The sequence below is a fragment of the Wolbachia endosymbiont (group A) of Crataerina pallida genome (assembly GCF_964028475.1).
GTDB lineage: Bacteria > Pseudomonadota > Alphaproteobacteria > Rickettsiales > Anaplasmataceae > Wolbachia > Wolbachia pipientis.
Genome location: NZ_OZ034785.1, coordinates 1345385 through 1366414 on the forward strand (window position 1 = coordinate 1345385; position 21030 = coordinate 1366414).

The window sequence follows — 21030 nt, forward strand, 5'->3', positions numbered from 1 at the left end:
AAAGAAGCCCTGGGGTTATTATCTGCTTTAAAATATTGGCGTTTTTTATGTTTTAAACGCTTGACAAGCAAGATTTAGCTGCTTTTAATTGCAACTAACCTACGCTGCAAATGTTTAAGAAATTTACTAAGCAGAAAAAAAGACAAAGAATCCCCGAGTTAGCTAGTCTTTTACTATCTCTGTCGAGTATTGGCATTTTTTGATGTCTTGTAACGCTTTATAAGCGCGTTCAGCTTATTTAGATAAAAATCTAGATGTAGATGAAGTTTTGTAAAGACATACAGTATCTATATACTGCAAAAAATTGAACATAAGACGCCGATACATTAAGTAATCCTTACCTTTTAATCTGCAGATTGGCGAAAGCAAATACAATAGCTTCAGTTTCATGATAAGGGGGCTGGCGGAGTTTGTCAAGGAAGTTTTTTCGTTTCTGTGGGCTACCTGGATTAATATTATATAGAAAGTCTGCTGCCAATAAAGCCTAAACTTACCAAATACATTTCTGTAGATTCAGATCTACTTGACTTTGGTTTAAAGTATTTTACTGTTTTAAACATTTTTTTTAGCTCGTTACAAAAATCTTTATCAGATTCTCCTTGGAAAATTTTTACTACAAACGTGCCACCATGGCTCAAGAAATGCTTTGCAAAATTGAGCGCTGCCTCACATAAAAGCATAATTCTGATATGATCCAACGATTTTAAACCACAAGATTCGGGCGCCATATCAGATAAAATTACATCAAATTTTTGATCCTTGAATTTTTCTCTTAAAATTTCAAACTCATTGATAATATCACATTGTATAAACTCTACTCCATTAATTGCGTTCATTGTTTTTATGTCAAGAGCAACCACATTTGCACCTTTCTGAGATGCAACTTGTGACCATCCACCAGGAGAAGCACCAAGATCAATAATTTTTTGCCCTTCTTGGAATAATTTAAATTTGTTATCCATTTCTACCAGCTTATATGCTGAGCGTGACCTATAACCATCCTTGCTAGTTTTTTGCACATACTGATCATTCAAATGACGATGTAGCCACCTTGTTGAAGATAGTTTTCTGCCTCTAGCCGTCTTTACTCTAGTTTTTATTGCTAATACCCTACTTATTATTGATTATATCTTTAAGCTCTTTTTCAACTACTTCTTTTACCAGTGCATGTAGATATTTATTCAGCCATTCTGAGAGCTGAGGTTTTAAAAGAGATGTAACTAATTCTTCAACAGTAAGGTTCGCTTTTTTTTGTTGTTTATGCTGTAATTCGTTTTGCATTTTTCCAAGCAACGCTTTGATCTCTTCCATATTCTCTTTTAAAATTAGATGATCGTTATTTTGCGCTTGTAAGCCGCTATTACTCGCTTTGTTATTACTCATTTGGATATTATCGTACAAATAAATATCTTTTTTTTCTTCTGAATTGTAGCTATGGCCATTAAATTGGTTATTGTTGCAAGCCATTTCCTCACTTTGGTCATCATTATCAATGTCCTCTTTTTCATTATTTTCTTTTTTGCCATCTTCTTCTATTTCTTCTGGATACTCTTCCTCAAGGTATAGCACATCATCATTTTCATCCTTTATTTCTGCTTTATCGTTACTCGCGTTTTTACCCGATATAGCTTTTTTTATATCTTCTAGGATATCTTTTACAGATTGATTACCTTGTTCATCATGCATAGTGCTAATACCATTAAATTTAGAGGTTTATACTATTTATCATAAAAAGCAAGTTGTAAACACTAATCACATAATTGCTTTTTGCTTCAACTAAGTCTGAACGTGCTTTAAATAATGCATCTTCAGTGTCCAAAAGGTCAGATGTACTCTTTAAATTTAAGTTTACTTCTTGCTCAACTCCTTCCAATGCTAGAGCTGCTGCTTTTTCCGCTTCTTGACTTGCTTTGATAATGGCCTTTGCTGTCAACACATTATTCCAAGCATTTACAACTGCTTGTTCTATATTTTTTACCGTTTCATAATAATCGTAGGTAGATTTTTTTGCATCCATTTTAGCTTTACTGACACCAAAAGCATTAACTCCTCTCTTAAAGATTGGAACATCAAGAGTAAAAACTACATGAACATTTTCTAATAGTTTGTCTACCTTCATACCATCCTCCCCAAAATTTTTGCTTGCACTTAGATTTAAAGAAGGAAGCCACTTAGAGCTTTCAGCAATCACTTCCATTCCGGCTGCTCTTTTTTGATAAACTGCTGCTTTTAGAGATAAATTATTGGTTTTTGCTAACTGTAAACATTCATTTAGCTCTGGAACAGAAGGTAGTTTATCATTAGCTTCAGAAAGGTCATCAGCATCTTCGCCAATCAAATGATAATAAGCAATATTTACCAACTTTAATTTACCTTCAGCATCAACTCTTTCGGATATAGAAGACGAAAATTTTGCTTTTGCTAACAAAACTTCAGCATTGGTTACCTCTCCAAGGGAAAAGCGTTTTTTCATAGCTGACAAATGTTCCAAAGAAACGCGTTCTTTATGTTCTCTGAGCTTTAATATTTCTGTCTTTTGTAAAACATTAACATATGCTTTCACAGCATTAAGTGCAAGCTCTTGTTTTAATTGCTGAAATCGCATCTTTTCTGCTTTGAGAAGATGGCTTGATCGACTGAATGTGGCAAAGGTACCACCGCCATCGATTAATTTCTGGCGCAATGTAAGTTTTTTTTCAGATGTATCAAGATTAAAGTTACTATCGAAATTGTATTGCAAATTAATGTCAGGTAAAAATCCAGCTAACCCAGAAGATTTATAGTGTTTTTCTGCGCTTTTATATTGGTAAAATTGAGACTTTATTTTTGAGCTATTTTTGATGGCTTTGCTTATCACTTCTCCCACATCGGTTGCATAGCAACTTATAGTATTAAAAATGATCGCAAGTGTGATAATCAATCGAAACATTCTAATTCCTATGCATATTGGTTGCGCAGCTCAATTACTAACATAAATTACTTTAATAATCAATAACTAATATTGTTGACACTATTGAGAAATTAAGTATATCATAGCTTACTATTGTTGGATTAAATAATGAAGACTTTTTTCTTAAAGGAGAAACAAATCAATAAAAAGTGGTTTGTCATAGATGCAGAAGGATTAGTGGTAGGGAGGCTTGCAGCATTTGTAGCGACACTATTACGTGGAAAGCATAAACCTGAGTATACACCTCATATGGATTGTGGCGATAATGTAATTATTATCAACGCAGAAAAGGTGCATTTCACCGGAAAGAAGCTTAAAGATAAAATTTACTATAAGCATACAGGTTATTCTGGTGGTTTGAAGAAAACTACTCCAGATAATATTTTAAATGGCAAATTTCCTGAGCGTGTAATAGAAATGGCAGTGAAAAGGATGCTTGATGATGGGCCTATGGCACGTAGACGCTTTGAAAATTTGTATGTTTATTCTGGTTCAGAGCATAAGCATCAAGGACAGCAACCTGAAAAGATAGATTTTGCCTCTTTGAATCGTAAAAATAAAAAGTAATGGAGTAAAAATGAAGAGTTCTACAATAAATAACAATGATTGGTCAGAAAAGACAATTAAATCAGCAGTTGATTCGCTTGGTCGTTTATATGCTACAGGCCGAAGAAAAGAATCTGTAGCAAGAGTATGGATAAAGCCGGGGAGTGGAAAATTTAGTGTTAACAAAAAAGGCGATCTAATTTCTTATTTTAAAAGAGAGTCAGTGTGCCAAATAGTAAAAATGCCATTTGTTGCAACTTCCACATTGGATAAATACGATGTATTTGCAACTGTAAAAGGTGGAGGGCTATCTGGTCAAGCAGGTGCTCTAGCTCATGGAATAAGCAGAGCTTTAAGTAGTGTAAGCCAAGATTTGCATTCTATACTACGTAATGGTGAGTTCTTAACTAGAGATTCACGTGTTGTTGAACGTAAGAAATATGGTCAACATAAAGCTCGGAAAAAGTGTCAATTTTCTAAGAGATAGTTATTTTATAGGGGTGTTTTTTTGTAAGTATTATACAAATATTTGCAAAAATGTATGATATCCTCTATTTTTGTGATGAATTTAGTTGACTATCGGTGTCAACATAATATGCTATTTATGTGATTTTTTCAATATTAAGGTAATTTATGAGTAAAGAAGATATAATAAAACAATTAAAGGAAGATTGTTCTAGTCAGAATATAGATATAACAAAATCTGATTTGAGCAAGATTCATGATGCGTTTATTAAAATAATAAAGAATGAGCTGCATGGGAAAGGTGAAATACGTTTGCATGGAATAGGAACATTTTCTACTGCTATCAGTCAGGAAAAACAATGTCGTAACCCCCAAAGTGGTCAGATCATGACTGTTCCTAAAAAGACAAGGGTAAAATTTAAAGCAAGCCAAACTCTTTTAAGTATTTTAAATGAGAAGGAAAAAGCAGCAGTTAGTTAGACATTGTCATTTTCATTGTTTTTACTACGCTGTGTAAGCCGTAAAATACAGCTTCGCTAATTAAATAGTGGCCTATGTTAAGAGCTGAGATGTGAGGTATTCTTGTCATCTTCTTAGCGTGTTTATAAGTTATGCCATGTCCTGCGTGGCATTCTATTCCTAATTTATTGACGTACTCTGCAGCATTAGTAATTAACTGTAACTTTTTTTCTGATGGATTATCACAGTAATCCCCTGTGTGAATTTCTATTATGTCAGGTTTTGTCCCTAGCTTTTCAAGATATTTTAGTTGATCAATATTTGGATCGATAAACAGTGAGACTTTTATGCTAGAGCTATGCATTTCCTCTATTATACTAGAAAGTTTACTGTGCATATTCACGATATCCAGGCCACCTTCGGTTGTTAATTCTTCTCTTTTTTCTGGTACTATACTAATCGAATAGGGTTTTACCTTTTTTGCTATTTCAAGCATTTCTTCCGTGGCTGCAATTTCAAGATTTAGCTCAGTGCTAATGCTTTTTTTTAGGTTAAATACGTCTTCATCTCTAATATGCCTTCTATCTTCTCGTAAGTGTACAGTAATAAAGTCTGCTCCAGCGTCAATGGCTATTTCTGCTGCTTTCAATGGATCTGGATAAGAAGTTCCACGTGCGTTGCGGAGGGTTGCAACGTGATCGATATTAACACCTAGTTTCACAATCTACCTCAGAAATTATTTATAGATTATACATGTTATTAGGTTTTTTGCATAGTCATTGTTTGACCTTATCCAGAAAAAGTGGAGAGAAAGAAAAGAGTTTTTTTGGGTAAAATAAAATTTTGGAGGATTAGAAATGGCAAGAGAATATACGGCAGAGTTCAAATTGGAAGCTGTTAAGCTGGCAAATGAACAAAGAAAGGTAGGTCAAACAATTACAAAAACAGCAAAGGATTTAGGAATAAAGGGTGGTTTATTAGGAAAATGGATAAAGAAACACAACGAAAAAAAGTCGGCAGCAGATGCATTTCCAGGTAGAGGTAACATGGCTCCTTACGACAAAGAGAGATTTGATTTACAGAAAGAGTTAGCAAAAGTAACAAGGGAAAGAGACATTTAAAAAAAAGCCCTGGCCAGTCAAAAAGAGTAAAATATTTTTTTATATAGTAACTGCTATAAAGTACAGGAATTATGTAGGATTTTCTGCTAGTGGCTACTATAAGTGGACCACAAGAAAAATAAGCAGTAGAGAATCAGCAAATAAAGAGCTACTCGCAGCTATTCAAAAAATATATCAAGTTTCTAAATGTAGATATGGAGCTCCTAAAATTCATGCTGAATTGAAGGCTTTGGGTAAAAGTTGCAATTTGAAAACGGTGCAAAGTATTATGCAGAAAAATGACATCAGGGCTATACTGAAAAGAAAGTTTAAAATTAAAAAACAACAAACAGATAATAGAGCTGTAGCTCCCAATATACTAGATCAAAACTTTATTGTTGATCAACCAAATAAAGTATGGGATTACTTACATCAAAACCAAGGAGGGATGGCTATATTTGGCAGCAATAATTCTCACGTATGGTAGTTAATGAGTAGTGCAATAAATAAACAATTGGTTATGAACTCTTTATTAATGGCCATTAATAGGCGTAAACCTGTTAAAAATCTACTGCTGCACAGTGACCAAGGTTCACAATATACTGCGCAAGGGTATCAATATCTCTTAGCTGTAAAGAATATAGATGAGTAATAAAGGCTGTTGTTACGACAATTCTGTTGCAGAAAGCTTCTTTAGCTCATTGAAAAGAGAAATACTTATTGATACTTCACAACACTCTGCTCAACAAACTAGAACTGCAATATTTGAATACATAGAAATTTTTTATAACAAACAACGTCACTATTAACTATTGCATTCCAGAACAATTTGATGCATCATTCTTTTTGTAAAAAACATTCCACACTTTCTCTCCACTTTTTCTGGGTAAGGTCATTTTTGCCTTGACCAAGAAAAAATTCAGCTATTGCCTTACTTTCTCTTGCAACAACTTCTTCCTTAACAATTTTTCCTTTCTCATCAACAATACTTATAAAAGTTTCTTTTAGTGAGATCGCTATAATATTCCATGAGACTGCTCCTACTAATAAAAGTTTAAATTATTTTTGAAGAACTTATTCTACTGAATTCGTTACTTCGTGCTAAAATAATGGACTCCATCATTCAACAGCAATTACAGTATGTTTACCCTTTTTCTTGTTATTTTTCTAATCTATAGCTAGCGTTCAAAACCATATTCGAAAATACGTTTTCGGATTTTTTTTAATGCTGTTTATTTCATCCTCAACATCGTCTCTACCTTTATGAACTAAGTAGCAGCATTAAAAATTATAACGTACCCCTATCTCTAGAGTTGCATCTGGTATTTGTTTTGCTTTTATACCACTTAGTTGCCCACCCATGGTCATACCAACTGCACCAATTATCTGCGGAGTAATTTCATAATCAACACCTAACTTTAGTTTATAGGAAATAGAACTCAGTATTTTATCTACTACAGATGAACCAGCAGCTTCACCACCTGATTCTGGAGCACCTTGTGTTTCTTCTTCCTTTTCTTTTTCTTCTTGTGAACTATTGCCATCACCATCAACTGTATCACTAACACCAAAGCCAAAAGGTGTTATTTGGAGATATCCTCCTAAACCTCCGCTGACATATAGTTTAACGGGATCAATATCAAGGTCAGGATAGAAGCGGTAGTTTGCCAATAAGCTAGCTCCTATGCTCTTTAATGACTTAATATTACTGAGAACCTCAAGTTCAAATTTAGAGTTTTGGTCATAATGGTAACCAAGAACAACACCAGGTTTCATTTTAAAGCCACCACCCCAACCAGCACCAAAGTTGAAACCTGCATAGTACTTATCTTCTGACTTACTTGCACTATTACTAGCTGCACCTGCTAGAGATGAAGTAAGCAACACAGCCAAAACGCACAATCTCTTTATTTTCATATAACTCCTCATACAAAAAAATATATAATGCATAAGTATATATCCTTTATATTAAAAAAGATATAACTACATGTCAAAAAAAGTATAGCCATAAAATCAGATTATATAAAACGTACTACTCAGGTCTTTTATATAACTATATTTACTATCTTATTTAGTACAGCATATACAGTGCGAACTTTGCTTTGATCGATCTTACTGGACACAGAGTCTATCGCTATTTTCTTCAATTCTTCTTGAGGTAAGTTAATTGCCACCTTGATTGTTGTACGTAATTTTCCATTGATTTGCACTGCTATAGTTACCGTATCGTCAACTAATAATGATTCATCAGCTTTTGGCCAAGGTTGACCTCCTATTTCTTGCCATAGGCTTTCAGCTAGATGTGGTATGAATGGTTCGATTACTCTGATTAATATACATATACCTTCATCAATAAGAGATTTTCCAGTTTTTACGTCTATTTCAGCTATTAAATTCGTCATCTCACGAAATTTTGCCACTACACAGTTTAATCTGCAGTTTTCCAAGTCATCTGTAAGTCCGTGTAAGAGTTTATGAATTTTTTTTCTGTACTCTAGAAGTCCACCCATAACATTTTCATTATCATAGTGTATATTTACAGGTCTTAGCTGCATGACCATACGCCACAATTTATTTACATAACGAGAACAACCTTCCACGCCATCATCGGACCATTCCATATCTTTCTCCGGAGGAGTGTCGGACAACACAAACAAGCGAGCAGTATCAGCACCATACTTTTCTATGATAAAGTTTGGGTCAACTGTATTCTTTTTCGATTTGCTCATTTTTTCAACTTTGCCCACTTGAACTTTTGCACCTCGCGCTATTAATTCTTTTGCTTCTGCGGGAAATAGCCACTTACCATTTTCGTCTTTATAAGTTGCATGGCAGACCATTCCTTGAGTGATTAAAGTAGAGAAAGGCTCTTTAATATCAAAATAGCCACATTTGGTTAAAGCACGGCAGAAAAATCTTGAATAAAGCAAATGCAGAATTGCATGTTCTATCCCACCTATATAATAATCAACAGGCATAAAACGATTACATGCATCTTTGTCTATTGATTTATCTTCACTACAGAATGCAGCAAAATACCAGGAAGATTCAAAAAAGGTGTCGAATGTATCAGTTTCACGCTCTGCTTGCTTTCCGCACTTTGGACAATCAACAAATTTCCAAGTTGGGTGCTTATCCAGCGGATTGCCACCACTTGTAAATTCTACATCTATTGGTAGAACTACAGGAAGGTCTTTTTCTGGCACTGGAACAGTTCCGCAATCTTTGCAATATATGATAGGTATAGGGCATCCCCAATAACGCTGCCTTGAAACTCCCCAATCGTGCAAACGATAGTTTATTGTTTTTTTGCCTATTTTTTTTTCTTCAAATTTTTTAACTATGGCTTCCTTTGCTTCACTAACCATTAATCCGTTTAAGAATTCGGAGTTAAACATTGTCCCGTCTCCAGTATACGCCTCCTTTGTCATCTGAGTAGCTTGACACTGGGATCCATTGTAAGAATTCTGGTCACGCGCTGGAATGACACCTAAGTGGGCTGAAGAAATAACGGGAATTATCGGCAAATTATATTTCTGTGCAAATTCAAAGTCACGCTGATCATGTGCAGGGCAACCAAAAATCGCGCCTTCCCCATATTCCATCAACACAAAATTCGCTATGTAAAGCGGCAATTCCTTATCAAGAAATGGATGTTTGACGTTTAATCCGGTGTAAACTCCTATTTTTTCATCGTTCTCTCTTTTTGATTTTATTTCCTGGATCCCAGTGTCAAGCACTGGGATGACAACAGAAGAACCATTCTTTAAATCCTGCACAATAGGATGCTCTGCTGCCACTGCACAAAAAGAAGCCCCAAACAAAGTATGAGGATAAGTTGTAAAAACTTTTAATTTCTTATTCAGGCCAACTACTTCAAACTCTATAGTTGCTCCTTCAGATTTTCCTATCCAACGCTCCTGCATTGTTTTGACTTTTTCTGGCCAATTTTTCAAACTTTGCAGGCACTTGAGTAAATCTTCAGCGAAATCAGTAATCTTTAAAAACCATTGGAACAACTTACGTTTTTCAACAACTGCACCTGATCGCCATCCTTTTCCATCAACCACCTGTTCATTTGCAAGCACTGTTTGGTCCACTGGATCCCAGTTAACCCATGATTCTTTTCGATAGGCAAGCCCATGCTTTAAAAAATCCAGGAAAAATTTTTGTTCGTGTTTGTAATAATCAGGCTCACATGTGGAGAGTTCACGCTCCCAATTATAAGAAAGACCTATAGATTTCAACTGTGTACGCATATTATCTATATTCTCTTTTGTCCATGTTTCGGGGCTAATATTGTTATCCCTTGCTGCATTCTCAGCTGGTAATCCAAACGCATCCCAGCCAATTGGATGCAAAACCTCAAATCCATTAGCTCTCTTGTAACGTGCTATCACATCCCCTATTGCATAGTTACGTAAGTGTCCCATATGAATTTTACCAGATGGATATGGAAACATTTCCAACACGTAACACTTTTCTTGTTTACCACTCTTGCTTACAGAAAAATCCCATTTATCTTGATAAAATTTTTCAACACTTTTAAAATCATATTTCATATAAATCCAAATTCAATTACAGTTCATATGCATCAAAGGATCAACCGCTTGGCCATTATGTCGTATTGTGAAACACATCTGTGGATCTTTATCTTGTGTGCTTGATTTACCTGCAGATCCAATTACTTGACCTTGCTTTACTTTATCGCCAATTTCAACATGTATGTTTTTTAAATAGGAGTACACAGTCATGTAATTATCTTTGTGTTCCACTATAATTAAATTCCCATACCATCTCAGCCCTTTGCCTACATATATCACTTTGCCTGGTGCAGAGGAAACTACGTTCGTTCCATTTTGAGCAGCAATTTTTATGCCATCCTTACACATTTCATCAGAAGAGGTAGCTGAACCTTTAACTGGCATTACAAATTTACAATTTACCCCCACATTTTGTGTATTATTGTTATCTTTGTATATCCTATTTATGATGGCTTTTCTACTTTCTTTTTGCACTGAAGGCTCCCTAATTAAATGGTACTCTCTTGTATATTCCAGATCTCTTTTTCCGTAAAATTCTTCGCCTTTAAGCAGCACAGGTGCAGGTTTTTGCAGGCCACAGCCTATTAATATTGCTAATAACATAAGAAATGAGGCTATATGCCACATTTTAAACTCTCACAAAACTCCAAAATTTTAGCGAGACGTAGTGTTTCACGCCTGCTTGTTACTTTCCTCGTTATTTATTTTACTAGTTAAATAGTCCCTCAAATCGGTGAGTTCTTGCAACAAATTCTTTGTGACTTTTATATCATTACCAAATTCTTTTTGCACTCCTTTTATTGTATATCCTTTATCATATAGCATGTATTTTACTTTCTTTATGGCCTCTATACACTTGCGATCATATAGCCTTCTTCCTTTACGCTTTGTAGGCTTAATTTGATGAAATTGACCTTCCCAAAATCTCAAAACATGCTGTTCCAAATGTAGCTCTTCAGCTACTTCCCCAATCGTATAAAATAATTTTTCCTTGTTCATTAATTATTGATTGATTTTTTTATAATTTTTGAAGGCCTAAAAGAAACTGAATTTCTTGCCTGAATCATCACTTTCTCCGATGTATTTGGTATATTTCCTGGTCTTTCCTTCTTTTTCTTAACCAAGAATGTTCCAAATGACGATATTTTTACTATTCCATCCTTTACCAAGCTTGTCTTTATTTCGTCCAATATATCATCTATTATCGAAACAGAGTCTTCCTTTGATAATCCTATTTCTTGGTTTATATCTCCAGCTATCGTTGCCTTAGTTACTGTTGTGTCTTTTGTTGTAACGTGATCCATTATTGATAAATATTACAATACGTAAATATAATATAGCAATCGACTCGAGATTCAGCTACTTTATTTTTTAGAGTATGTCTCTTTTGTTGCATAATTTAAAATACCGGCAACTATCAATATCGCAAATATTGCAAAAAGTGCCATTTTATGATCTGTAAAAAGTGCTAACATTGACACTATAACTCCACTGCCAATAAACATAAATCCATTGATAATGGATGATGATGTGCTGATGTATTTTCGTTTCACAATCTCGCTGCCGACAGTAAAATTAAGCATATGTCCTCCCGCAAAAAACCCGAACATTAACATACAAAAGTACACAACGTGGACTGTTAAATGGCTGTATAGTAAAATAATAATTGAGACGCCTTGCAATAAAGCAAAAGCAGAAATTACATGTTTCCTATTTTTAAATAAGTTTGAGATTCGATCTGCAATTGGAGCACCAACTGCAAGACCAAGCCATAGTATTGCAGTTGCTATACCTGACTCCATTGCATTGAGTTCTGAGTTGCCCAGTAACCTTGGAGCCCACAAGGTATTAAGTGCTAAAAATGTTCCAAAAGTAATAGCACCCACCACTGAAGTTATCCAGATATCTCTTAATTTTAGCACTGTTAATATAGAGCACATTACTGTCTTCATAGAGCTTTTTATTGTGCGCTTTTCTGAGCTGCTTTCTGGAAGTGTGTTTGGACAAAAAAGCGTAAGTACAAATATCAACACACCAAATAGTATTATGCATACAATCAGATTTTTCCAATATGCATCTTCGGCAAGCAAGTTAGAGAACAGTATTTGAATTACCAAAGCAGAAAGGCTTGAAATTGTCTGCACTAGTGAAAACATTAGTCCAAATTGGGCAGCGGAAAAACATATGCTACTTGTGTGAGCAGCACCAATAAAACCAAATGATGCTCCAGTTGCAATCAACACTTGAGACAAAATCAAATGGGAGAAATTGTCACTATTAATAAGGACAAAAAACCCCAAGATCATAGTTGATAACGAGAAAAAATAAATTTTTTTACTGGAAAAAACATTAAACGTTGCTCCACTAAAAAATTGTAAGATGGCGAAAGTCCAAGTATATGCTGAATTAGCCAGTGCAACTTGCGCGATTGTAAGTCCAAGTTCCTTTTCGAGATTTACACTTATAAAGGTATAAATTATCTGCATGTTGCTGAATATAACAACCAAGTTACTAATCAGCCAAATGAACCAAGCCTTAGCTCTGCTTTCCATAAGATTTATTTTTATAAGTAATCTATTAGAAATTTAACACTAAGTCTCTTTTTAAGCTATTGTTTCCTGACTACTGTTATAGCTAACCCAAAAAACGGTTTCCCTACGTCATGCCGCCGCGGTATCTCTTAGCCGCTAACAAGCAGCGAGATGACGATTGTCAGGGTGTCATCCCAGCGCCCCTATGATGTCATCCGAGTAGCCAACACTGGTTTCCATCCAAGACGGTGTCATTCCAGTGCTTGACACTGGAATCCAGACTTTAATTGTTATACTTGTAAATAATCTGGTGAAAATAAACGTTCATCTCAAAATGCAGTATTTTTGTTGAAATAGCTCAACTGGATCCCAGTGTCTGGGCACTGGGATGACACCATAGGAGGCTACTTGGATGACAAAAAAAGGAGCACTGGGATGACAGCAGTCCTACGTCATACCGCCGCGGTATCTCTAGATCCCGCTAACAAGCAGCGGGATGACGAGCTTATCGTCACGCCGCCACGAACCGTCATACCGCGATTCATTCGCGGTATCTCAGCCGCTAACAAGTAGCGGGATGACGGTTGTCAGGGTGTCATGAAAGTAGCTGACACTGGAATCCAGAAAAAAAGAAATATGTATCAGCTACTTTCATTTGCTGCGCCTCGAAAATAAACGTTCATGTAGCTAAGCCATAAATCCAGTATAAAGACCTTTAATCATTGGCTTCGTAGTACTTCTCAACCAACTTATTAAGTAACCTTACACCAAAACCTACTGCTCCTCTTGGACAAATGTCAGTACCTTTCTCGTGCCAAGCAGTGCCTGCGATATCTAAATGTGCCCAGCAAGTTTCATTCACAAAACGCTGTAAAAACTGTGCAGCCATTATGCTATCTCCACCAGAGCCTGCAGGAGCGATGTTTTGAACATCAGCAATCGGTGAATCAATAATTTTGTCATAAGTTTCATTCATAGGAAAACGCCATAACTTCTCATTTACTTCATTTCCTGCATCAATCAGACGGTTTGCTAATTCATCATTATTTGAAAAAAGACCAGCATATTCGTTATTTCCAAGTGCAACCACTATAGCACCAGTTAAAGTTGCAAGATCAATCATAAATTTTGGTGAGAATCTATCTTGCGTATACCATAAAGCATCTGCAAGTATGAGCCTTCCTTCTGCATCGGTGTTCAACACTTCTATTGTTTGTCCAGACATTGAAGTTACTACATCACTTGGTCTTTGAGCATTACCACCCACTGCATTTTCTGCAAGTGCGACCACACCGATCGCATTTACTTTTGCTTTTCGTCCTGCTAAAGCATGCATCACCCCAACCACAGTAGCAGAGCCTGCCATGTCATATTTCATTGACTCCATACCACGTGAAGGTTTGAGTGATACTCCACCAGTGTCAAACGTTATACCTTTACCAACAAAAGCTATAGGCTTTTGTTCTTTAGAAGCTCCATTCCATTTTATCACTACTAATTTTGGTTCTTTACTACTTCCTTGTGCAACTCCAAGCAAGGCTCCCATTTTTTTCTCTTCCATCTGCTTTTTATCAAGCACCTCGATTTCAAGGCCAAGCTTAGTAAGTTCTTTTTTTATATGATCAGCATAGGATTCTGGATATAGAATGTTAGGAGGCTCTGTTATAAAAGAGCGCGCAAGGAATATACTCTCACCTTCTTGCCTTAAGTGCTCAAATGATCTTTCAGCATTACTTAATTGTTCATCTTTTACTAATACGGTAATCTCCTCTACCTCTGTAATTTTCTCATCCTTTTTAGTTTTATACTTATCAAACTTAAAACTACGCAGAAACGCACCATATGCAACATTTGCTGCACTACCTTCGATTAAAACCGCTGCTTTTTTAATTTTTAATCTGCTTAGCTCACAATATATTTTACCACCAATATTTAATTCTTTATTTTCATTCCATTCATCCTTCTTACCCAGTCCAACAACTATAACATTTTTTTCTTCTGGCAAAGCAGTAGAGAAAAATTCACCAAAACTTCCATTGAAATCGCTAAATTGCTTTATATTATCTATGACCTGTTTTCCTTGCAAAACTCCGCCATCATTTACGGTTTCGTTGTCTTCAAATAAACCCATTACTATTGTTTTAAAATCGGGCGAAATTTTAGAAATTGTTATTTTCATTGCTGGTATCTCCGTTGCAAATAATTGTAAACTGTACATAAAACATAGCAAAAACATCAGTAAGATATTTTTCATATACATCCTAAGTACAATAACACTTAAGTTTACTATGGACTCCCTTACATGCAAGGTTTTTTATCTTTTATTAGAGAACTTATTATATCCGCCCAAGGTAATGTTAAACGTATAGGTTTTTATGACCTGATCACTGTAAGTAAATGGTGTTATGAGAAGGCTTGCAAGCCCATTACTAACAAAATCTTCAAGAACAGGATCAGCGCAATTATGGTCAGCAAAAAACATTTGCGTTGTGAATTCTGGAAAATCCGGATGTTGAACTAGAAAGTTGATATGTGGAGCTCTATCACCAATTTTACCAGGTGCTATCGTAATAAAATTATAATAGCCAAGATTATTCACTACAAACCTTCCTGATCCAGCAAAATTCAGATCATCCTCTATATTCTTATCGTAATGGTTCACGCCGCGTGAATTCGCGTGCCATATAGAAACTACAGCATTTTGTATTGGTAAGCAGTTTATATCAGTAATTCTACCCACTATGTGTATTAATTCCCCTATTGCACTATTTGGAGAACCAGGTTTCCTTCTTAAATTGTTTGAAGAGCTAAAATTTTTTGGCCTTGCATCAAGGTCATATATTTCCGGAGTTTTAATGCAGTTGAGCAAAACAGGATCAGCTGCAAATAGCGGCAAACTGAATATCATTTGTACTAAAAGTGCTAACAAGATATTTTTCACATTCATTTCATTTATAATAGACTTCTTGCATAACCATATAACAAACTTTTATTGGAAATAGAAACGAAAAAACTTGCTTGACACCCTTCGCCAGCCCCCTTATCATAAAACTGAAGGTATTCAGTTATCTTCATCTGTGCAGATTAAACAGCAAGAAAACAACGTAGTTGGCGTCTTATTTTTAATTTTTTGCACTATGTGCACCTTATGTCTTCACAATATTTCTAGGTTTTTACCTACACAAGCTGAAACGCGCTATTTAAAACATTAAAAAACGCCAACTTAAAAAATGGATAGTGAATAACTAGCTACCCTAGGGTTTCTTTTGCCTTTTTTTCTGTTTAGTAAATTGTATCCGTTCAGCGGAGTGGTAGAATAAGGTAGACAAAGCAAGATAATAAAGATAATCATAGAGCAAAAGTGAGGTAATGTGGTAAACCTTTTAGAACTTTGCAAAAATTTACAGCAAAAAATAGAAAAACTGAAAGCAGAGATAGAAAACTTAAAAGCAGAAAATAAAGCTTTAAAGATAGAGAACGCTGAATTAAAGGAAAGGCTTGGTTTAAACTCGAAAAATTCATCTCTACCGAGCTCTAAAGAATTGTACAAAACAAAAAAGGACAAGCCAAAAAGCGAAAGGAATGTTGGCGATCAGGTTGGGCATAAAGGAAATTTTCATGCCACAATGGAAGCGGATAAAGTAGTAAAAATAGAGTTGCCTAATATTTGCGAATGCGGAGGAGAGCTTGTAATATGCGAAAAACCTTATGTTCACCAAAAAGTTGATCTTCCGGAAATTAGGCCTTATGTAGTAATTGGAACATGGTCGTTGTTGGAGATGCAGAAAAAGAAAAAGTAGCAAGTTACCAGAAGGTGTTACGCCAGATACATTTGGTCCAAGGGTTAAGTCTATAATTGCAGCACTCAGCGGATTTTACAAAAACTCAAAGCGTGAAGTGGCTAGTATCATAAATGACATTTTTAATTTGAACATAAGTGTTGGCAGCATATCAAATCTTACTATTACCCACAAATATAAATGTACTTATAAATAAAGTATTACAATATTAAAGTTTGCAAATATTGAGGGTATAAAAATGGCAAACGAGAGTAATGAATGGGCTAAAAATGAATTTGGAGATGCTGTACTTGGAGATAAAAGATTAACTGACCGATTAGTAAAGATTGCTGATAGTTTGATAAGTTTACCTGAAAGCTCAATTAATGAGGCATGCGGAAGTTGGTCAGAAGCAAAAGCAGCATAACGTTTTTTTCAAAATGAGAACGTAAAAGAAGTCGATATTCTAGCTTCACACATTGATAAAACAGTTGAAAGAACAAAAGCTCATAAAAGAATTCTTGTGATTCAAGATACAACTTATATTTCATACTCAAGCCATAAGCGGATTGGGAACTATTGCTGGAAAAGGAGCAGTAATGCATACAGCCCTTGCTGTTAGTACGGAAGCTGGGAATACTGGATCAAAAGATTTACTCGAGGCAACTCATTTCTGAAGAAGAAAAAAGACTAAAGAGCCATCGTAACAACGTTCATATTGAGGATAAAGAAAGTATGAAATGGCTAGAAAGTTTAAAGAAAACAAATAATATTATAGATCTGGCCCAAACCGAAGCTATAACTGTATGTGACAGAGAAGCAGATATGCATGATTTTTTTGAACTTGCACATAATCTTAACTCAGCAATTTTAGTAAGAGCTCGCCACAACAGAAATGTAAATAAAAAATTCATGCATACCAGGAACAAGCAAAAATTATGGTCATTTATCCAAGGCCTCCCTTGCGCTGGAAAAGTAGAAGTTGAAATCCCTGCTAGAGATAACAAGCAAAAAAGGACAGCGTTTTTAGAAATTAGATTCGGAAAATTTATCACATGAAGGCCATATAAAATGTAAAGAAGGTCACATAAAATATAAACCGACAGAGTCTACAACTTCACGCAATTCATGTTGTTGAAAAAAACTCTCCTCCCGAAGCAAGTCCTCTAGAGTGGATGCTTTTTTCCGGTCAGTACTTTTGAAGAAGCTGTTGAAAAAGTTAGTTGGTATTGTTTGAGATGGAAAATAGAGATATTGCATAAGATTTTAAAATCTGGTCTCAAAGTTGAGGAATGTAGACTTGGAACAGCAGAAAGATTAATGAGGTATTTAACAGTCATGAGCATTATTGCTTGGAGAATTTTCTTTATTACATCAATTGCAAGAACTAACCCAACATTACTATGTACTGCCTTATTAGCTGAGGAAGAATGGAAAGTTTTATATGTTAAAATACACAGGAAACCATGTCCAAATATAGCCCCTACTATAAAAGAAGCCGTTTCGTGAACTTGGAGGTCATTTAGCAAGAAAAAGCGACCCAAAACCAGGACCAATTACTCTTTGGAAAGGGTGGAGACGTCTCCACTGCCATTAAGTTAAGGAAACAGGAGTTAAAATTCGACCAAAAATATAAGTAATTTTGTAATGATGACAAATATTATGGTGAACCTTGAGGGAAGTAAAATTCAAGGTACTGAAAAAATAACAACTGTAGGTTATTGAGTGAAAGATGTAACCTCTAACAAAAAGGTATCTTAGGTTCAAAACACATGTTTTCTAGTTCTTTTTTGGTAGTTCAGTGAACGAGTATCAGTTACTTTATTACGCTCGACCTTCCTTCCTTTTCTCACTACTAAAGTATTCATCAAAAATAACTGTGATAATCGATCCATAATGCAGTCTATGTCTGACTCTGTAGAAAAAACATCGAAAGCTAAATTTTTTATTGCATTAAATGAGACAGATTTATTGATGCTTTTCTCGTACTTGCAATTGGCTAGACCCGCGTTCAATGTCTCTTCTATATCCTCTGTCATAATACTTTCTAAGTTGCTAATAAAGATGGTTGACCAAAAATCCTGCTTTATGGTTTCAACACTTTTACCTGTAAAATTTTCTAAACCTAACCTTCCTTTGAGTTTGGAAAAAAATGTTTCTACTCCCCAACGTAAATAATATAACTCTCCAAATTCTTCAACTTTAAACTGCTGTTCTTCTAACAACGATGTAGCCAACACTTCAATCTCGCCAGAAGAAAGAACTATCTTGACCAATCTAAACTTTATTTTATCAGGTAATCCTAGCTTCCTTAGCTGTCTTGCTACCTTGACAGGTGCGGTTGACACGACTATCGCATCAGATGGACTTTCTGGCTTAAACATAGCATTAATTTCATTAAATGACGAATATGGACAGCGAATTATGTAATTAATACCTCTTTGTGCAAGCTCAGCAAAAAACCGATAAGAAACATATCCCCTATCACAGATCAGCAAATCGTTAGATTTCACGCTGCCAAGCATATCAATAGCTAAGGCAACTTCATAACTGTCACTTCTGCCAAGTACTGATTTTATAGAGACATTATTTAATACATCGTAACATACTTCAAAAGTTGTACTTGTGTAATCTCCAAACTCTTTTTTAGTCCAATTTCTTATTGGTCTTGAGCCAAATTCATTTATTACCTCACTACTTTTTGGCAGGATAAGTATAGAAGCATCAAAGGCAAGCATTCTGAAACCATGATAGGTTTTAAATTCCTTATCTTGATAGTATAGAGAAACTATATCATCGTTTAGCTCTGAAAACGCAGTATGCTTTAGCTTTTTCCTTGCTTGAGTAAATGCACTTGCCGTGATTGTGTGATCCTTTCTTGTATGCAGAACAAACTCATTAAGCATTACTTGCAATGATTTTACACTCTTTCTGAAAATTAGAATAAACACATCAATGAAAGGCAGCTTTCTTTTTCTTGAAAAATCTTTTGAGGATACTTTGTGAGCGTTTATAAAGTTCAAACTCATCAATTTATTTTTTATAAATGTAATTACTCTTTTTTTTACTCATATTATTGCTTCTTTTAACTTATGGATCTTACTTGATTTTATAATACAGTCCATCACTTTTTCTTTAACTTAATGGCAGTGGAGACGTCTCCACTGCCATTAAGTTAAGGAAAAAAGATAGATTTTATGGGATAATGATGTATACCAATAAGTTTAAAGGTAGTATGAGTAAAAAAGGCAGTAATAAAATTTATTCAAAATGAATTGGCAAGTCTAGAATTTATAGAATCCCATAAATCATCTTCAAAAGATTTTATGAGAAAGAGGAAGTTATCTTTTATTGACATATTTATCTTAATTTTAAGAAAAAGTGTAAAGTCGCTGCAAGTAATACTAAACGAATTTATTTTATATAGGAAAAAAGACTATACCGTTACTGCTAGTGCTTTTAGTCAAGCAAGAAAAAAAATGAAACACAGTGCATTTTCAGAAATTAACGAAGGTGTGGTTTCCTTGTACTACCAAGACCAAAAATTTAAAACTTGTTTTGGCTTTAGAGTGTTAGCTCTTGATGCCTCCAAAATCATTTTACCAACAAGCGTTGAAATAAAAAATGAATTTGGCTCAAGAAAAATACGTAACCAAAAACCAAAAGATTTAGGTGATTATGCAAGTGCAACCTTTGCGGTTTGTTAAGATGTGCTAAATAATGTTGCCATAAGGTCAGTGTTAGATAGAGGTAACACTCATGAAATTAACTTAGCAGATGAAATGCTTAAAGTTGTAAATACTAATGACTTACTGATTTGTATATTTATCTTATAAATTTCTTTCTAGCCTTACAAAAAGAAAAATTGCTTATGTCATTCGATGTCCCAGATCATCTTTTAATGAAGTGAATGCTATGTTTGAAGAAAAAAGCCCATCTAGTGTTGAGGTTACCATATGTGCTCAGCGTAAGATAAAACAAGAAAATAGTGGAATAACGCTTCAAAGTGGTACTGCCATCTGGTGAAATTGAAGTGTTAGCTACATCATTAATGGATGAACAAAAGTTTCAAACTGGAGGATTTAAGGAGTTATATTTTTTACGCTGGGGAGTTGAGACATTTTTTGCAAAACTCAAAGGAAGACTAAGTCTAGAAAATTTTACAGGAAAAAGTGTTGAGTCTGTTAAACAGGATTTTTGGTCAGCTATCTTTATTAGCAACCTAGAAAGTGTTATGACAGAAGATGTAGAAGAAGCGTTGAATATGGACTTAACCGATGATAAGCTTAAGAGGAGCATTAACAAATCTGTCTCATTTAACGCGATCAAAAACTTGGCTTTCGACATTTTTGCTACGGAATCAGATACTGACTGCATTATGGATCAATTATCAAAGCTATTTTTGATGAACACTTTGGCGGTAAGAAAGGGAAGGAAAGTTGATCGTCATAAGGTACCTTATCTTCGTTCGTTCAATTACCAAAAAAGGGTTAGAAAACACATATTTTGACTAGAGGTAGTATTCATATCTTCTGATAATAACTGGGTAGCTTATTGCCATAGCTCCTGTAAAATGACTTCTAAACAAACTATTTCTTAAGTAATTTACACTTCAGAGTTTATCTGCTTTAAAGTTTACTCTATTCTGTTTCAGTA

20 protein-coding genes and 3 pseudogenes are annotated in these 21030 nt (G+C 34.9%); 10 read left to right on the forward strand and 13 right to left on the reverse strand.

The features are described from left to right. Window positions 1-455: 455 nt before the first annotated feature. The 3 genes from ABWU55_RS06680 to ABWU55_RS06690 form a co-directional block, all read right to left on the reverse strand. On the reverse strand, window positions 456-1034 hold the full coding sequence (locus ABWU55_RS06680; RefSeq protein ID WP_353286277.1) for an RlmE family RNA methyltransferase: 579 nt from the start codon (window positions 1032-1034) through the stop codon (window positions 456-458). A 76-nt stretch (window positions 1035-1110) separates the two neighbouring features. Beyond that, window positions 1111-1686, reverse strand: coding sequence for a PopZ family protein (locus tag ABWU55_RS06685; RefSeq protein ID WP_010082598.1), 576 nt, complete (start codon window positions 1684-1686; stop codon window positions 1111-1113). Window positions 1687-1705: 19 nt separating this feature from the next. After that, the gene (locus ABWU55_RS06690; protein WP_010082597.1) at window positions 1706-2929 is read right to left on the reverse strand and encodes a TolC family protein; all 1224 of its coding nucleotides are present in this window, start codon (window positions 2927-2929) and stop codon (window positions 1706-1708) included. A gap of 129 nt (window positions 2930-3058) precedes the next feature. Here ABWU55_RS06690 and rplM point away from each other — a divergent pair, with 129 nt between their 5' ends. The 3 genes from rplM (at window position 3059) to ABWU55_RS06705 (ending at window position 4441) form a co-directional block, all read left to right on the forward strand. Next, window positions 3059-3517 carry a 50S ribosomal protein L13 gene (gene rplM / locus ABWU55_RS06695; protein WP_010082596.1) on the forward strand — a complete coding sequence of 153 codons (459 nt, stop codon included), beginning with the start codon at window positions 3059-3061 and terminating at the stop codon, window positions 3515-3517. A 10-nt stretch (window positions 3518-3527) separates the two neighbouring features. Continuing rightward, window positions 3528-3983: a 30S ribosomal protein S9 gene (gene rpsI / locus ABWU55_RS06700; protein WP_006279875.1), complete on the forward strand. Its 456-nt coding sequence runs from the start codon at window positions 3528-3530 to the stop codon at window positions 3981-3983. A gap of 146 nt (window positions 3984-4129) precedes the next feature. Then, window positions 4130-4441, forward strand: coding sequence for an HU family DNA-binding protein (locus ABWU55_RS06705; RefSeq protein WP_010082594.1), 312 nt, complete (start codon window positions 4130-4132; stop codon window positions 4439-4441). On the opposite strand, the gene ABWU55_RS06710 is transcribed toward ABWU55_RS06705, so the two are convergent. Then, entirely contained in the window at window positions 4434-5141 is a 708-nt protein-coding gene (locus ABWU55_RS06710; RefSeq protein ID WP_006279877.1) for a pyridoxine 5'-phosphate synthase, read from the reverse strand. The two genes, ABWU55_RS06705 and ABWU55_RS06710, sit on opposite strands and share 8 nt — an antisense overlap. A gap of 136 nt (window positions 5142-5277) precedes the next feature. On the opposite strand from ABWU55_RS06710, the gene ABWU55_RS06715 reads away from it, so the two are divergent. The 4 genes from ABWU55_RS06715 to ABWU55_RS06730 all read left to right on the forward strand — a co-directional run bounded on the left by ABWU55_RS06715 (window position 5278) and on the right by ABWU55_RS06730 (window position 6329). Beyond that, a complete protein-coding gene (locus ABWU55_RS06715; protein ID WP_236515149.1) occupies window positions 5278-5541 on the forward strand; it encodes a transposase in 264 nt (87 codons plus the stop codon). Window positions 5542-5710: 169 nt separating this feature from the next. Then, on the forward strand, window positions 5711-6007 hold the full coding sequence (locus ABWU55_RS06720) for an IS3 family transposase (RefSeq protein WP_231115910.1): 297 nt from the start codon (window positions 5711-5713) through the stop codon (window positions 6005-6007). A 3-nt stretch (window positions 6008-6010) separates the two neighbouring features. After that, a complete protein-coding gene (locus ABWU55_RS06725) occupies window positions 6011-6172 on the forward strand; it encodes a DDE-type integrase/transposase/recombinase (RefSeq protein WP_010082071.1) in 162 nt (53 codons plus the stop codon). Then, window positions 6165-6329: an IS3 family transposase gene (locus tag ABWU55_RS06730; RefSeq protein ID WP_010082072.1), complete on the forward strand. Its 165-nt coding sequence runs from the start codon at window positions 6165-6167 to the stop codon at window positions 6327-6329. Before ABWU55_RS06725 ends, ABWU55_RS06730 begins: the two co-directional genes overlap by 8 nt. 472 nt (window positions 6330-6801) lie before the next feature. Here the strand turns inward: ABWU55_RS06730 and ABWU55_RS06735 are convergent, their stop codons facing one another. The 8 genes from ABWU55_RS06735 to ABWU55_RS06770 form a co-directional block, all read right to left on the reverse strand. Next, on the reverse strand, window positions 6802-7437 hold the full coding sequence (locus ABWU55_RS06735) for a hypothetical protein (protein WP_353286278.1): 636 nt from the start codon (window positions 7435-7437) through the stop codon (window positions 6802-6804). A 128-nt stretch (window positions 7438-7565) separates the two neighbouring features. Continuing rightward, window positions 7566-10082, reverse strand: a complete 2517-nt coding sequence (gene leuS / locus ABWU55_RS06740; RefSeq protein WP_353286279.1) for a leucine--tRNA ligase — start codon at window positions 10080-10082, stop codon at window positions 7566-7568. Window positions 10083-10094: 12 nt separating this feature from the next. Further along, window positions 10095-10691, reverse strand: a complete 597-nt coding sequence (locus tag ABWU55_RS06745; protein ID WP_006279879.1) for a murein hydrolase activator EnvC family protein — start codon at window positions 10689-10691, stop codon at window positions 10095-10097. Between the two features lie 45 nt (window positions 10692-10736). Then, on the reverse strand, window positions 10737-11063 hold the full coding sequence (locus ABWU55_RS06750) for a MerR family transcriptional regulator (protein WP_006279880.1): 327 nt from the start codon (window positions 11061-11063) through the stop codon (window positions 10737-10739). Further along, complete coding sequence (locus ABWU55_RS06755) at window positions 11063-11368, reverse strand: integration host factor subunit alpha (protein WP_006279881.1); 306 nt, start codon at window positions 11366-11368, stop codon at window positions 11063-11065. Before ABWU55_RS06755 ends, ABWU55_RS06750 begins: the two co-directional genes overlap by 1 nt. Window positions 11369-11428: 60 nt before the next feature. Then, the gene (locus ABWU55_RS06760) at window positions 11429-12616 is read right to left on the reverse strand and encodes an MFS transporter (RefSeq protein WP_141456806.1); all 1188 of its coding nucleotides are present in this window, start codon (window positions 12614-12616) and stop codon (window positions 11429-11431) included. 694 nt (window positions 12617-13310) lie between these two features. Next, entirely contained in the window at window positions 13311-14774 is a 1464-nt protein-coding gene (locus tag ABWU55_RS06765; protein WP_233395611.1) for a leucyl aminopeptidase, read from the reverse strand. A 135-nt stretch (window positions 14775-14909) separates the two neighbouring features. Beyond that, entirely contained in the window at window positions 14910-15542 is a 633-nt protein-coding gene (locus tag ABWU55_RS06770) for a protocatechuate 3,4-dioxygenase (protein ID WP_022626196.1), read from the reverse strand. Window positions 15543-15966: 424 nt separating this feature from the next. Between ABWU55_RS06770 and ABWU55_RS06775 the strand changes: the two are divergent. After that, a pseudogene (locus ABWU55_RS06775) lies at window positions 15967-16579 on the forward strand (DUF6444 domain-containing protein); the annotation flags it as partial. A gap of 54 nt (window positions 16580-16633) precedes the next feature. Continuing rightward, window positions 16634-17971, forward strand: a pseudogene (locus tag ABWU55_RS06780) (IS4 family transposase). A gap of 166 nt (window positions 17972-18137) precedes the next feature. On the opposite strand, the gene ABWU55_RS06785 reads toward ABWU55_RS06780, so the two are convergent. After that, window positions 18138-19403 (reverse strand): IS4 family transposase, encoded by a 1266-nt coding sequence (locus ABWU55_RS06785; RefSeq protein WP_353286161.1) that lies wholly within the window; start codon window positions 19401-19403, stop codon window positions 18138-18140. Between the two features lie 225 nt (window positions 19404-19628). On the opposite strand from ABWU55_RS06785, the pseudogene ABWU55_RS06790 reads away from it, so the two are divergent. Then, window positions 19629-20884 (forward strand): annotated as a pseudogene (locus ABWU55_RS06790) (IS4 family transposase). The last annotated feature ends 146 nt before the right edge of the window (window positions 20885-21030 follow it).